The organism is Corynebacterium sp. FDAARGOS 1242 (genome assembly GCF_016889985.1).
GTDB lineage: Bacteria > Actinomycetota > Actinomycetes > Mycobacteriales > Mycobacteriaceae > Corynebacterium > Corynebacterium minutissimum_B.
In genome coordinates, this window is record NZ_CP069568.1 from 1534275 (window position 1) to 1546935 (window position 12661).

10 protein-coding genes, 1 tRNA gene and 1 pseudogene are annotated in these 12661 nt (G+C 60.1%); 9 read left to right on the forward strand and 3 right to left on the reverse strand.

What is annotated here, in order from left to right:
• Nucleotides 1–84: 84 nt before the first annotated feature.
• Nucleotides 85–5025 carry a DEAD/DEAH box helicase gene (locus I6J72_RS07305; RefSeq protein ID WP_204098715.1) on the reverse strand — a complete coding sequence of 1647 codons (4941 nt, stop codon included), beginning with the start codon at nucleotides 5023–5025 and terminating at the stop codon, nucleotides 85–87.
• 34 nt (nucleotides 5026–5059) lie between these two features.
• On the opposite strand from I6J72_RS07305, the gene I6J72_RS07310 reads away from it, so the two are divergent.
• Complete coding sequence (locus I6J72_RS07310; protein WP_204098716.1) at nucleotides 5060–5818, forward strand: 3'(2'),5'-bisphosphate nucleotidase CysQ; 759 nt, start codon at nucleotides 5060–5062, stop codon at nucleotides 5816–5818.
• A gap of 41 nt (nucleotides 5819–5859) precedes the next feature.
• Here I6J72_RS07310 and I6J72_RS07315 read toward each other — a convergent pair whose 3' ends face one another.
• On the reverse strand, nucleotides 5860–6528 hold the full coding sequence (locus I6J72_RS07315; RefSeq protein WP_204098717.1) for a TetR/AcrR family transcriptional regulator: 669 nt from the start codon (nucleotides 6526–6528) through the stop codon (nucleotides 5860–5862).
• A gap of 104 nt (nucleotides 6529–6632) precedes the next feature.
• Here I6J72_RS07315 and I6J72_RS07320 point away from each other — a divergent pair, with 104 nt between their 5' ends.
• The 5 genes from I6J72_RS07320 to I6J72_RS07340 all read left to right on the forward strand — a co-directional run bounded on the left by I6J72_RS07320 (nucleotide 6633) and on the right by I6J72_RS07340 (nucleotide 9387).
• Nucleotides 6633–7508, forward strand: a complete 876-nt coding sequence (locus tag I6J72_RS07320; RefSeq protein ID WP_204098718.1) for an NAD-dependent epimerase/dehydratase family protein — start codon at nucleotides 6633–6635, stop codon at nucleotides 7506–7508.
• A 67-nt stretch (nucleotides 7509–7575) separates the two neighbouring features.
• A complete protein-coding gene (locus I6J72_RS07325; RefSeq protein ID WP_204098719.1) occupies nucleotides 7576–8400 on the forward strand; it encodes a thymidylate synthase in 825 nt (274 codons plus the stop codon).
• The gene (locus I6J72_RS07330; RefSeq protein ID WP_204098720.1) at nucleotides 8400–8945 is read left to right on the forward strand and encodes a dihydrofolate reductase; all 546 of its coding nucleotides are present in this window, start codon (nucleotides 8400–8402) and stop codon (nucleotides 8943–8945) included. Before I6J72_RS07325 ends, I6J72_RS07330 begins: the two co-directional genes overlap by 1 nt.
• Nucleotides 8945–9223, forward strand: coding sequence for a glutaredoxin domain-containing protein (locus tag I6J72_RS07335; protein WP_070672429.1), 279 nt, complete (start codon nucleotides 8945–8947; stop codon nucleotides 9221–9223). The genes I6J72_RS07330 and I6J72_RS07335 overlap by 1 nt, the downstream gene beginning before the upstream one ends.
• Nucleotides 9224–9314: 91 nt before the next feature.
• Nucleotides 9315–9387 (forward strand) — tRNA-Arg (locus tag I6J72_RS07340).
• A gap of 52 nt (nucleotides 9388–9439) precedes the next feature.
• Here the strand turns inward: I6J72_RS07340 and I6J72_RS07345 are convergent.
• Nucleotides 9440–9691: pseudogene (locus I6J72_RS07345) on the reverse strand (IS481 family transposase); the annotation flags it as partial.
• A gap of 140 nt (nucleotides 9692–9831) precedes the next feature.
• On the opposite strand from I6J72_RS07345, the gene I6J72_RS07350 reads away from it, so the two are divergent.
• From I6J72_RS07350 to I6J72_RS07360, 3 genes are read left to right on the forward strand one after another with little or no spacing between them, the layout of a single operon-like run.
• Nucleotides 9832–10467 (forward strand): MptD family putative ECF transporter S component, encoded by a 636-nt coding sequence (locus I6J72_RS07350; protein WP_204098721.1) that lies wholly within the window; start codon nucleotides 9832–9834, stop codon nucleotides 10465–10467.
• A 50-nt stretch (nucleotides 10468–10517) separates the two neighbouring features.
• Nucleotides 10518–11189 carry an energy-coupling factor transporter transmembrane protein EcfT gene (locus I6J72_RS07355; protein WP_239107565.1) on the forward strand — a complete coding sequence of 224 codons (672 nt, stop codon included), beginning with the start codon at nucleotides 10518–10520 and terminating at the stop codon, nucleotides 11187–11189.
• A complete protein-coding gene (locus I6J72_RS07360) occupies nucleotides 11186–12655 on the forward strand; it encodes an ABC transporter ATP-binding protein (RefSeq protein ID WP_049147404.1) in 1470 nt (489 codons plus the stop codon). Before I6J72_RS07355 ends, I6J72_RS07360 begins: the two co-directional genes overlap by 4 nt.
• The last annotated feature ends 6 nt before the right edge of the window (nucleotides 12656–12661 follow it).

Sequence of the window (12661 nt, forward strand, 5' to 3'; positions counted from 1 at the left end):
ACCGAATGCCAAGGAGGCGGAGAGTGTTCTAAATCTCGGCGGCGAATAATTCGCCGACACAGGCGAAACGCCGATGAAGAGCAATCAGCGTCGGCGTCGACGCGGGCGGAAGCCGACGGGACTGCTGGGCGCAGATGGTGGGTCGTTAGGCTCAGAGGAGTCCTCGGGGTCGTCGAAAGTCAGCTCCTCTATGGCGTCCACAGCGCGGCGCCCGCCTCGGAGCAGGGGACGGTGCGGCTCGGCGGAGCGCGCGTCCTCTCCAGGTTCGCCGTGCTGTCCTGCACGGCTGGAAGAAGAAGTGTGTGCGGAGCCGCTCATGCGCACTCCCTTCGGGGTCAGCGCGGCGCCCAGGGCGCGCAGTTCGCCGGCGAGCTCAGTTTCGAAGATGGAGCGGCCGTTGGCTTTTTCAATCACGAGCTTGCTTAGCCGTCCAGAAGCCACAAGTTCGTTGAGGCCGTTAAGAATCGCAGTCAATACCTCAGCGCGCTCGATGCCTTCCGGCAGTGCTGTCAGGAAGGTCGTGAGCGTCTTGCCGCCGCGGGTCAGATGGGCGACGGGCAGGCCGTCCATAAGCACCACCAAGGCGCCGGCAGCACGGGTAGGCCGGGCGGAGTCGGGGCCGTCGGAGGGCGGCCAGGATAGCGCAGCACCATACGGGTTGGCCGGGTCGGTCGCGGCCAACACATAGGTCTGCGGCTCGCGGGTACCGGACGGCCAGCCGGTGACATCGGGCGAATCTGCCAGCCCGCGAAGGCGGTCGATGACCGCTGGCGTGGAGAACTGCGCGGCACCCAGTCCTTCAATGACGTAGCCGCGCATCGCCTTGCCGGACTCCTCGAAGCCGGAGAGCACCTTGTAGGCCAAGGCGAAACCGCCCAGGACATCCTCGGCCACCACAGAACCGCGGGTAAGCACGCCATAACGGTCCAGCCAGGCCTCGCCGTGCGCGATGGAACGCGAGGTTGCGTCCGTGGCGGCTGGAACAGACAGCGACCAGCGTCCCACCACGTCGGGCGCGGTCGGTGTACCGGAAGCATTGTGTGCTTGCGCAAAGGACGTGCGCCCCATGCGCAACCGGGAGCGGGTAGGCCGGCGCCGTGCACGGTGTGCGGCGCGTCCGGCTCGGCCGCCTGCGGCCAAGTGGGCTCGGATGGGTGCGAAGGAATCAGGGCTAACCAAGCCTGCCTCCACCAGTCCCCAGAGCGCCTCCCGGACCTCCTCGGGCGTGCCGCTAAGCTGCGGTTGGATATCGGAGATGAGGTAGCTGCCGCCGCCCTGCAAAGCCTCCAGCAGCTGCGTTTGCAGCAGGGACAAGCCCGCTTCCTCCGCAGAGACCTGCGGGGCGAGCTGTGCGGCATAATCCACCGGCAACAGCATGATCCACGGGTCGTTGGAGCCGGCCTTGCCCGCGCCCACGATGAGGACCTCGCCGCTGGCGGTGAGCTCATCGAGCATCGTCGGCGAATAATCCCCTACCCGCGCCGGCAGGATGAGGCTCTCCCACGCCGAGGCCGGCAGGCGCACCCCCGCTAGCTGCTCAATGACGGCGAAGACGCCGTCCACCCCGCGCAGCACTGGTCGCCGGCCCACTGCGGCCACCTGCTGCCAGTCCGGCAGGAAACGCCCGAAAGCCGCGGGCGAGACCGGCTGCGTGGCCGCACGGGCTGCCGCCAGCGAGCGCGAGCGGATGACCTTGAGCACCTCCGCAGCGCAGTATTCCTGCTCCTCCACGCCCTGCCGGTAGTGCCCGGCCAGGATGGAATCCAGCCCCTTCAGCGTCGAGTGCGCCAGCGCGGCCGAGAGGCCAAAGGCGTCCTGCACATCGCGCGCCACAAACGGACCGCGCGTGCGCGCCCAGCGGCTGACAAGCTGATCCACGGCGTCGGTAATCGTGGCCTGCTGGGCGGGGATGCCGGGCGGGACGGGAATACCCAGGCCGTCGCGAAGCAGCGGCGCATCCAATGATTGCGCCACGTGTTCGCACCCGTTGATACGCACCCGCATAATGCGCGAACCGAGCGCATCGAGTGCACTCAATGGCACCGTGGCGTGCGCGCCGAACTCCTCCACCGGGATGGGGCCGAGCACACGCAGCAAGTCCGCGACCTCCTCCGTCGTGCGCGCCTGGCGCTCCGGGGTGGTGCGCTGCAGCTGGGCGTGGACTTCGGCGATAACGTCGGCGTCGAGAAGCTCGCGCAGCTCCACCGTGCCCAACAGCTTCGCCAACAGCGCCGGGTCCAGGGCCAAGGCCGCCGCGCGCTTTTCCGCCAGCGGCGAATCCCCCTCATACATGAACGCGCCGGTGTAGTTAAACAGCAGCGAAGATGCGAACGGCGAGGGCTGCTCCGTAGTGACCTCCGCAATGCGAATGCGACGGTGTGCCAACTCCCGCATGACCTCCGTGAGCGCTGGCAGATCGTAGACATCCTGCACGCACTCGCGCACGGTCTCCAGGATGATGGGGAAAGAGGGGTAGTTGCGGGCGACGTCGAGAAGCTGCTCCGCACGCTGGCGCTGCTGCCACAAAGGCGCGCGCTTGCCCGGGTTACGCCGCGGCAAAAGCAGCGCTCGCGCCGCGCACTCCCTAAACCGGGAAGCAAAAAGCGCGGAGTTTCCCACCTGCTCGGTGACGATGTCCGCTATCTCATCAGCATCAAACAAGAACAGCGAGGCCTCCGGATCCGCCTCCCCCTGCGGCAAGCGCAGCACGATGCCGTCATCGCCCGCCACGGCCTGGGCGTCCATCCCGGTGCGCTCCGCCACGCGCTGTCCCACCGCCAGCGCCCACGCCGCATTCACCGGCCGGCCGAACGGGGTGTGCAACAACACGCGCCAATCCCCCAGCTCATCCGTGAAACGCTCCAACAGCAGCGTCTTCTCATCCGGGATGAGCCCGGTAGCCTCGTTCTGTTCCTGCAAGTAGGCCGCGATGTTGCGGCGGGCGAGCTCGTCAGCGTCGCGCACGATGGACGGGTCCGCATATGCTTCACGACGAAACGCCCCCAACGCCTTGCCCAACTCATAAGGCCGCCCGGCCTGGTCGCCGTTCCAGAACGGTAATCGGCCTGTGTGTCCCGGCGCGGGTGTTACGAGCACCTGGTCACGCGTAATCTCCTCCACGCGCCAGCTCGTTGCGCCGAGGGTGAAGATATCGCCTACGCGGGACTCATAAACCATCTCCTCATCGAGCTCGCCCACGCGGCGCGGCGCAGAACCGGCTTCACCAGTTCCCACGAGGAAGACACCGAACATGCCGCGGTCCGGAATGGTGCCGCCGTTGGTCACCGCCACGCGCTGCGCGCCGGGGCGCGGAGTGAGGATGCCTGTCACGCGGTCATAGACCACCCGGGGTTTGAGCTCCGCAAAGTCCGTCGAGGGGTACACACCACTGACCAGGTCCAGCACGGAGTCGAAGACCTCGCGCGCTAGGTCCTTATAGGGCCAGGCACGGCGTACGGTGTCATACCACGTGTCGGCGTCGAGTCCCTCGCGCGTGCCCGCGCTTGCCGACGCCACCACCGCCGCCACCGTCTGCTGTGCCAAGACATCCAACGGGTTGCGCGGGGCGCGCATCTCCTCAATGAGGCCCTCCTCCATGCGGGCGACGGTGAGTGCTGATTGCACCAGGTCCGCGCGGTGCTTGGGATAGAAGGAGCCGTGAGAGACCGCGCCGACGGAGTGCCCGGCGCGGCCCACACGCTGCAGGCCGGAAGCCACCGAGGGCGGCGATTCCACCTGCACCACTAGCTCCACCGCCCCCATGTCGATGCCCAGTTCCAGCGAGCTCGTGGCCACCACGGCCTTGAGCGTGCCTTCCTTGAGCATGGTCTCCGTCAGCGCACGCTCATCCTTGGACACCGAACCGTGGTGCGCGCGGGCAATGACGGCAGGGGCTTTACCGGCGACGTCGACCTGCTTCATCAGCTGAGCTGGGTCGCGCCGGGTGGCCGGGCTCAAGGACTCCGGATCGTGCTCCTGAGCATAGAGCTCGTTGAGTCGGCTGGTAAGCCGCTCGGCAGTCCGCCGCGAGTTGACGAAGACAAGGGTGGAGCGCTGCTCCATGATTTCAGTGTAAAGCTCTTCTTCGATGAAGGGCCAGATGGATTTCGCTGTGGGCAGAGCGGAGTCTCCTGGCCCGCTCTCTTCCCCGCGTTGCGAGTGTAGGCGCAACGTGTCTTGAGGGCCTGCGGTGATGCCAAGGGGGTCGTCGACAGTAGCTTCCCCGATGGGCGAGCCCTGCTCCGGGGTGGGCAGGTCCGACATGTCCTCGACCGGCACGTGGACGTCGAGCTGCCAGCGCTTCTTGGCAGGCGGGGCGATGATATCCACGGGACGGTCACCGCCCAAGAAGTTGGCAACAGCACTCAGCGGACGCACCGTAGCCGACAGCCCAATGCGCTGGAACTCACCCGCGATAAGCCCGAGGCGCTCCAAAGTCAGGGCCAAGTGCACGCCGCGTTTGGTGCCGGCGAGCGCGTGGATCTCATCGATGATGACGGTGTCCACGGTCTTCAAGATTCCCGCAGCCTTGGAGGTGAGCATAAGATAGGCCGATTCCGGCGTGGTGATAAGGATGTCCGGTGGCTTGCGCACCTGGCGGGCGCGTTCGGCTTGCGGGGTATCGCCGGAGCGTACTCCCACAGTGATATCCGGTACATCTAGGCCAAGGCGCTCGGCGGTCCGCGCAATACCGTTGAGCGGGGCGCGCAGGTTATTCTCCACGTCCACGCCCAGTGCTTTGAGCGGGGAAATGTAGAGAACCCGCACGCCATCGTGGGCACCTTCACGGGCTGGTTCATTGCTCAGTGGCAGCGCGGTCTGGCCCTCGCGCTCCACCAAAGAATTCAGCGCCCACAGAAACGCCGCGAGCGTCTTACCAGAGCCAGTCGGTGCCACCACGAGTGCATTGTCACCTGCGGAAATGGCCTGCCAGGCTTCCTCCTGAACGGGGGTGGGGGAAGCGAAAACGTCCGCGAACCAACCGGCTACCTGCGGGCGGAACTTCGCCAGAACGTTTTTGGGCATGCCCTACTGTAGCGCGCGCGGTAATCTGGGCAGCATGACCGTTGAGATTTCTGATTCCCGTCTAACTAATTCCCTCGCCGATGGCTGCGGTGAGATCCTCAAAGGCGTGCGCAACGGTGGCCTGCTGCGTGGCTTGGCGCTGGGTGATGCCGGCGATGAAGCCGCTCAGGAATGGATCGCCCGCGTCCTCGAGCAGCACCGCCCACAAGACGGGGTTCTGTCTGAAGAGGCCTCCGATGACTTGAGCCGTCTGAAGAAGGAGCGCGTGTGGATCGTGGACCCGCTCGACGGCACCAAGGAGTTCGCTACCGGCCGCCAGGACTGGGCCGTCCACATCGCGCTGGTAGAAAACGGCGTCCCCACCCACGCAGCAGTAGGCATGCCGGATATGGGTGTCACCTTTAAGTCCTCCGATGTGCGCGCGGTGACCGGCCCGCTGTCGAAGAAGATCGTGGTTTCCCGTAATCGTCCGCCGAAGGTGGCGGACTACATCGCTGAGAAGATGGGCTTTGACACTGTTGGAGTGGGCTCCGCTGGTGCGAAAGCCATCCACGTCCTGTTGGGTGACTATGACGCCTACATTCACGCCGGAGGCCAGTACGAATGGGACCAGGCCGCCCCGGTAGGCGTTGCCTTGGCCGCGGGCCTGCATTGCTCGCGCCTGGATGGCTCCTCTATCAAGTTCAACAACGAGGACACCTTCATCCCCGACCTACTGGTCTGCCGCCCCGAGCTGGCTGACGACATCCTCGAACACGCCGCCGCCTACGCGGAGGCCAACGGCGGGTACTAGGTTTCTTGTGCGGCGTTCCCCTCCTACGCAGCGCCGCTAAGTCAAAGTCCCAACTCGTCTGCAAGACGAGAAACCATTCGAGCATGAAACTCGTGGTAGTCATTTAGTGTATCTTTGCCGAGGTAACCGAAAACCTCGGCATTAATCACGCCAATTATCTGTATCCACGCCTCAAGCGCCTTTTCCATGACGTCAGCGGGAAGTTCCACATCAAGCTCATCAGATGCCGCAGCAAGGTCTTGCGAGAGCTGAGAGGAACGCGGTTCTAACTCTTTAACCGAGGTCTCAGTTAACAAAACGGCTAGTCGCCGACTAACTTTTGTACCCGCACCCGTTGTTTCTGAGGCGGGCGCTTCGTATCCAATGATGGGCGTGCCGTAAATAAGCGCCCACCTTTGAGGAAATTTCAAAGCCCACATCCTCATAGCGGCCACAAGGCTCACGAATTTAGCTCGCGTCCCAGTAGCCGTACCCACTCCTTGGGCAACGGCGCCATCGAGCGCTTCAAACGCATCGATAATCAGCATCGTTAATAGGTGGGCCCTGTCGGGCACATAGCGGTAGATACCCGAAGAAACTATCCCCAAATCACGAGCAATTGCACGCAGATTCAAGGCTTCTGGGCCACCTGCATCAAGCTGCTTTCGTCCGAGCTCAACAATGCGCGACATCGTCTCTTCGCGAGCACGCGCTCTTGGTGTCATCGACATATGAAAACTATATCAACACAAAAGAGAGCACTGCTCTTGACGGCAGCCGAGTGCACCTATAACCTTAGAGAGCACCAGTCACTAATAAGAGTAGAGGACACTCAATGCACTTTCTCATCACCGGCGCGGGCCCCGTTGGCCGTGCACTATCACGTGAACTCGCAAAAAGAGGGCACACATGCACAATCATGACGCGGCGACAGCCCCGATTCGCCACCAGTGAAAACGTTGATTTCAAGAAGGGCGACGCAACACACAGTGACGCCTACCCAGACCAGATCGACGGCATTGCCCACTGCATCCACGCCCCATATGACGCACAAAAGTGGCGCGACCTACTCATTCCAGCTGAAGAAACCGTGCTGAAGGTAGCCACCCAACGGGGCATCCCCGTCGTCTTTCCCGAATCGATGTATGGGTTCGACCAGACTTACGAGGTGATTTCGCCTGATACTCCCCTCACCCGATCTCGCAATGGAAAACCCGGTGTTCGAGCGACCCTAATCGAGAACCGCTTAGCCTCCCCCTCGCGCACTACCTCGGTAATAGCGGCCGATCTGTACGGACCAGATGCCGGCCCCGGATGCGTTTACCATCAGCTCATCATTGGGAAGAAGCGTCCCCTTGCTCTTTTTAACGCACACGCTAAACACTCGGTCACGTATCTTCCAGACTTTGCACGAGCGTTGGCAGACGCACTTTTAGATGATTCAACACCCCCAATAATTTCCACACCTTGCGCTCCCGCTCTGACTCAAGCTGAATTTGCTCGACGTGCCGGGTGCCAACACTCCCCCATCACTATTCACCCATGGATGCTGAAAGTAGCTGGCGTTGCCAGCACGGACCTCCGAGGACTGAAAGAAATGAGATACCTGTGGGACCGTCCCTCAATTCTTACCGGCGCCACGTCCTCATGGCAGGCGACCCCAACCGACGAAGCTCTAGAGGCTATTTATCAAGCCCAGCTATCGAAATAACAAATCTCATCACCAGTACCCCTACCGCTCTACCTAAGATTTCTCCAACGTTCTACACTTGGACATCATGAGTGACACTCCCACCGCTTCTTCAGCCCTCACAACACCATATGAGGATCTTCTCCGCCGCGTCCTCGAAGAAGGCACACCCAAAGGCGACCGCACCGGCACCGGCACCCGCTCCCTGTTCGGCGCCCAGCTGCGCTACGACCTGGCGGAGTCTTTTCCGCTGCTCACCACCAAGAAGGTTTATTTCCACGGCGTGATTGGTGAGCTGCTGTGGTTCCTGCGCGGCGAGTCCAACGTGAAGTGGCTGCAGGAGAACAAAGTCCGTATCTGGAACGAGTGGGCCGATGAGGACGGCGAGCTGGGCCCCGTCTATGGCGTGCAATGGCGCTCCTGGCCCACGCCGGATGGCCAGCACATCGATCAGATTCAGGTCGCACTCGACACACTGAAGAACAACCCGGATTCGCGCCGCAACCTGGTCTCCGCGTGGAACGTCTCTGAGCTGGACAAGATGGCGCTCATGCCCTGCCACCTGCTTTTCCAGCTCTATGTAGCTAACGGCAAACTCTCCATGCAGGTCTACCAGCGCTCCGCAGACATGTTCCTCGGCGTTCCCTTCAACTTGGCGTCCTATGCCGCGCTGACCCACATGTTTGCCCAGCAAGCAGGTTTAGAGGTGGGCGAGCTCATCTGGACCGGCGGGGATTGCCACATCTACAACGACCACATCGAGCAGGTCAAGGAACAACTCTCCCGTGAGCCGCGCGAATACCCGCAGCTCAAGCTCCACAAGGCCGCGAGCCTCTTTGACTACGACTTCGAGGATTTCGAGGTCATCGGCTACGACCCCCACCCCACCATCAAGGCACAGGTGTCCGTCTAATGCTGGGCGCAATCTGGGCCCAGTCCCTCGACGGGGTCATCGGTGACGGTGCCGTGATGCCCTGGCACGTGCCGGAGGACCTCAAGCACTTCAAAGAGGTCACCATGGGAGCGCCCGTCATCATGGGCCGCAAGACGTGGGAGTCCCTCAACCCCAAGTTTCGCCCGCTGCCGGGCCGGGAGAACATCGTGCTGTCCAGCCATGAACCCGGCGAGTGGTCTGCGGGTGCCACCGTGGTGGATAACCTCGACGCGGCACTCGACGCCACGCCTGGCGACGCCTGGATTATCGGCGGCGGCCAACTCTACAACTCCGCCCTCGACCGCGTCGATACCATCGAGCTCACCCTCATGGGTGTGCAGGTCGGCGACGCCTACGGCGACGATGCCGTGCATGCCCCCTCCGTACCGGAGGAGTTCAGTCTCTCTGCCGATAGCGACTGGCTGACCTCACAGTCCGGACACCTCACCATCCCCGGGCAGCCGCCGAGCGAGCTGCCCATGAAATACCGCTTCCTTACCTACGACCGAAAGGCTGCTGCTTAATGGCTATTGCCCCGGAAACCACCGAACACGTCACCATCTTCTACGCCGACTGGTGCCCGTTCTGTCAACGCCTGATTTCCGCCCTCAATCGCACTGAGACTCCGCACGCGCTCGTCGACGCCGAAGCGGAAGGCACCGAAGATATCAACGCTTGGATCGAGTCCGTCAACGACGGCAACCGCATCGTGCCCACCGTCCTCTACTCCGACGGCACCCACGCCACCAATCCCGCTGCTAGCGAGGTCCGCGCCAAGTACGCGGAGCTGGCCGGCGAATAAGCCCCCGCAGCCAGCGCGACCAAAGGCCACGCGTTTACCGCCGCCCTAAGCAGGGCTGCTAGTCTTACCTAGGTGCGCAACGCACCCCCCTGCCCCAGTAGCTCAGGGGATAGAGCACGGCTCTCCTAAAGCCGGTGTCGGAAGTTCGAATCTTCTCTGGGGCACGCTGTGAAGTCTCGAGACATCGTTCCGGTGGTGTCTCGAGATTTTTAGTTTTTAGTTGCCCCGTTGGGGGTTGAGTTCGTTGTCTTTCTTGTTGTAATAGATCTTTTCTTCGGTGAGTGTGTAGGCGGCGATTTGTGCCCCGGTGGCGGTTATTTTGATGTCGACGTGGTTGTCGACGCAGACCATGGTGATGGGTTCTCCGCCCCATCGGCGTCCGATGTAGAGGCGGCGTAGTTTGTCGCCCCGTCGCAGGGTTGTCTTGCCGTTCGTGCCTACTTGGCCGGCGCGTAGTCGGCAGTCGTGCTCTGGTTTGATGTCCGCTTATCTGCATTCGCCCCCATTAAGGGTGAACCTTCAGATCAAAACTAGAAATAGTTTATAAACAGTGTTATATGTATTAGGCAAGCCTTACCTTGCCTGATTTTCATGAATCGAGGTTTACTATGACCAAACAGTCCTCTACGCCCGCACGGAGTACAAGCTCATCCAGTGGGTCGACGGCACGTTTAAACACCAGAGATCTCATCAACGCTGGCATCTTTGCTGCACTTTACTTTGTAATCACCTTTATAAGCGGAATGATTGGATTCGCAGGACCACAATTCATGTTTGTTGGATGGTTTATCGCGGCAATCGCAAACGGAATAGTGCTAGCGCTTTATGCCGTCCGCACGTCCAAAATGGGTGCTTTCACCCTCGTCGGTGGTATTAACGGATTAGCATTCATGCTCACCGGACACTACTTCTGGACCTTGCTGGGAAGCATAATTCTTGGGTTTATCGCAGATTTGATTATTACAAAAAGCCACCTCAGTATTGCCAAGTCCTTCCCTATTGCCTACGGCATCTTCTGTGTCTGGATTTCTTTGCCTTTTATCCCGCTAATTCTGGATACGGACTCATACTACGTCGATATCGCAGACCAAATGGGTCAAGAATACGCCGATGCTATGTCGGATATCTTCCAGCCATGGACCATTGGAGTACTGGCCATTTGTGCGCTCATCGTCGGCTTTATCGGAGGAAAGGTCGGAGTTCGCGTCAGCCGCAAACACTTTGAAAGCGCTGGTCTCCTGTGAGCCTGCAAAAACAGGGCGTGCTTCGTCGATCTTCGATCGATCCACGAACCGTGCTGCTTTCTGTTCTAGTAATCAATGCGGCAGCTCTCAGCCACGGCCACCTACCGACACTGCTGATTTCTATCGCCTTCAGCTCCATCGCACTAGCTACAGTAAAGCCACACTATGGTCTTATTTGCCTGTTCGCTTTTGCATTATCCTATCTAGGGTATTGGGGCCTATTACAGCTTCCTGGCTCCACATTTTTCGCTTTTTCAGCGGCAATTTTTTCGTGGCTAAGCCGTTTTGTCATCAGCATGTCCATCGGCGCATTCGGCTTGCTCACTCTCACACCATCCACGTTGACCTCAGCACTGCGGGACCTGCGTTTACCAGGCTGGGCCACCATTCCACCGGCGGTTTTCCTGCGCGTTTTGCCGATAATCGTGGCAGAAGCCAAAGCGATCCGCGATGCCATGGTCCTTCGGGGTCTCCAGCTTGGAGTAAAAAGCTGGATCACACAGCCCACACAATCGTCCGCGATGCTGATCATCCCCCTATTAGGCGCCGTCGTCCGCGCTGGTGATGAGCTCGCTGCCTCTGCTCTTGTCCGCGGATTGGGAGGCCCCACACGCCCAACCACTACCGCCGATCTTTCCTTCAAGCTTGTCGATGCAACTGCACTAGCTGGGTTGGGCCTCATTGTTGCCTCTGTCTGGCTTCCCACGGAGGTCCACTTATGAACGAACGCAGTATCGCAACCAGTGTAAACGCCCACAACGCTTCTTTTACATATCCATTGGGCGCTCGGCCAGGCATTCAAGGTGTATCTGATGTGTCTTTTTCTGTCTCTCCAGGACAGTGTCTACTGATTACCGGTGATTCCGGATCGGGAAAGTCCACGGTACTCAAGTTGATCAACGGACTCATCCCCCATTTCAATCCAGGAGAGCTACTAGGCGCCATCACTATTATAAAGGATGACCAGGCTTTTAACCCTGCGGAAGAACCGCTGTCCCGAGCCATCGAGTTCAGCGCCTCAGTATTCCAGAATCCAAGGACACAATTTTTCACTGAAAGCGTCAATGCAGAATTGGCCTTCGGGCTAGAAAACCTTGGTGTGGATCCCACAGAAATTGAGTCGAGGATTCAATCAGCGGTCGAGCTACTAGGCATTAACGATCTTCGGGGCCGGCGATTCAAAGAATTATCCGGTGGACAGTTACAAAACGTGGCATGCGCATGCGCGCTTGTGTCCCCGGGCAGTCTCGTGCTTCTCGATGAACCCACGTCCAATCTCTCCATGGAAAGCATCGATATTCTTGCACGCGCGCTACACCGCTTGAAGGAATTAGGCACAACGATCATTATCGCTGATCACCGCCTCTTTTTCTTAAAAGATATCGCTGACCAAGTTATTTACTTGACTCAGGGAAAAATAACGCGGAGTTTCCACGCTCAGGAGTTTTATGCCTTAGACGAACCCGAACGCAAACAATTGGGGCTACGCAGCTTACACCACGTTCCCCTGCCCGCGAGCGTGCCGGTACCACCCACGCTCGAAAACGCCGATCCCCAGCGGAGCGGACTCGAGTTAAGCAACATCTGTTTTTCTTATGGCACGCATGAGGTGCTAAACATTGACCACGTATTTTTCCCCAGCGGCGAAGTCACCGCCTTAATCGGGCCCAACGGCGCTGGAAAAACCACCCTCGCCAGGATCATTTGTGGTCTTGCTTCTCCCAAACGCGGCGGTAGTCTTCGTTTGAACAGCAAACGAGTAGGAGCGGCTGCCCGCAGACGTACCGCGTACATGGTGATGCAAGATGTTGGCCGCCAGTTATTCGCAGCCACCACCGAAGAAGAAGTAACGCTCGGACTGGCAAAGAAGAAGCGGGACCATATCGATGTCAATGAGATTCTCCATCGCCTCGATCTGGCAGGAATGGCCCAACGGCATCCGCAGTCTCTGTCCGGTGGGCAACGGCAACGCTTAGCCATAGCTTCAGCCCAAGCCAAGCAAGCAGAGGTCTACATCTTCGATGAACCTACCTCTGGCGTGGGCTGGCGCCAACTGCAATCCATCTCTGCGCTCCTTCGATCTCTTGCAGCAAGCGGAGCAGTGGTCATCGTCATCACCCATGACCACGAATTCATCCAAGAATCAGTCACCAGAATCATCGATATGACTGACATCAACAAGAATTGAGAAAGT

Excerpts from the sequence above, each read along its gene's own strand:
- I6J72_RS07315 (WP_204098717.1), bottom strand. The coding sequence starts at position 6,528 with ATGTCGATGACACCAAGAGCGCGTGCTCGCGAAGAGACGATGTCGCGC.
- I6J72_RS07310 (WP_204098716.1), top strand. The coding sequence starts at position 5,060 with ATGACCGTTGAGATTTCTGATTCCCGTCTAACTAATTCCCTCGCCGAT.
- I6J72_RS07325 (WP_204098719.1), top strand. The coding sequence starts at position 7,576 with ATGAGTGACACTCCCACCGCTTCTTCAGCCCTCACAACACCATATGAG.
- I6J72_RS07360 (WP_049147404.1), top strand. The coding sequence starts at position 11,186 with ATGAACGAACGCAGTATCGCAACCAGTGTAAACGCCCACAACGCTTCT.
- I6J72_RS07305 (WP_204098715.1), bottom strand. The coding sequence starts at position 5,025 with ATGCCCAAAAACGTTCTGGCGAAGTTCCGCCCGCAGGTAGCCGGTTGG.
- I6J72_RS07350 (WP_204098721.1), top strand. The coding sequence starts at position 9,832 with ATGACCAAACAGTCCTCTACGCCCGCACGGAGTACAAGCTCATCCAGT.
- I6J72_RS07320 (WP_204098718.1), top strand. The coding sequence starts at position 6,633 with ATGCACTTTCTCATCACCGGCGCGGGCCCCGTTGGCCGTGCACTATCA.
- I6J72_RS07330 (WP_204098720.1), top strand. The coding sequence starts at position 8,400 with ATGCTGGGCGCAATCTGGGCCCAGTCCCTCGACGGGGTCATCGGTGAC.
- I6J72_RS07335 (WP_070672429.1), top strand. The coding sequence starts at position 8,945 with ATGGCTATTGCCCCGGAAACCACCGAACACGTCACCATCTTCTACGCC.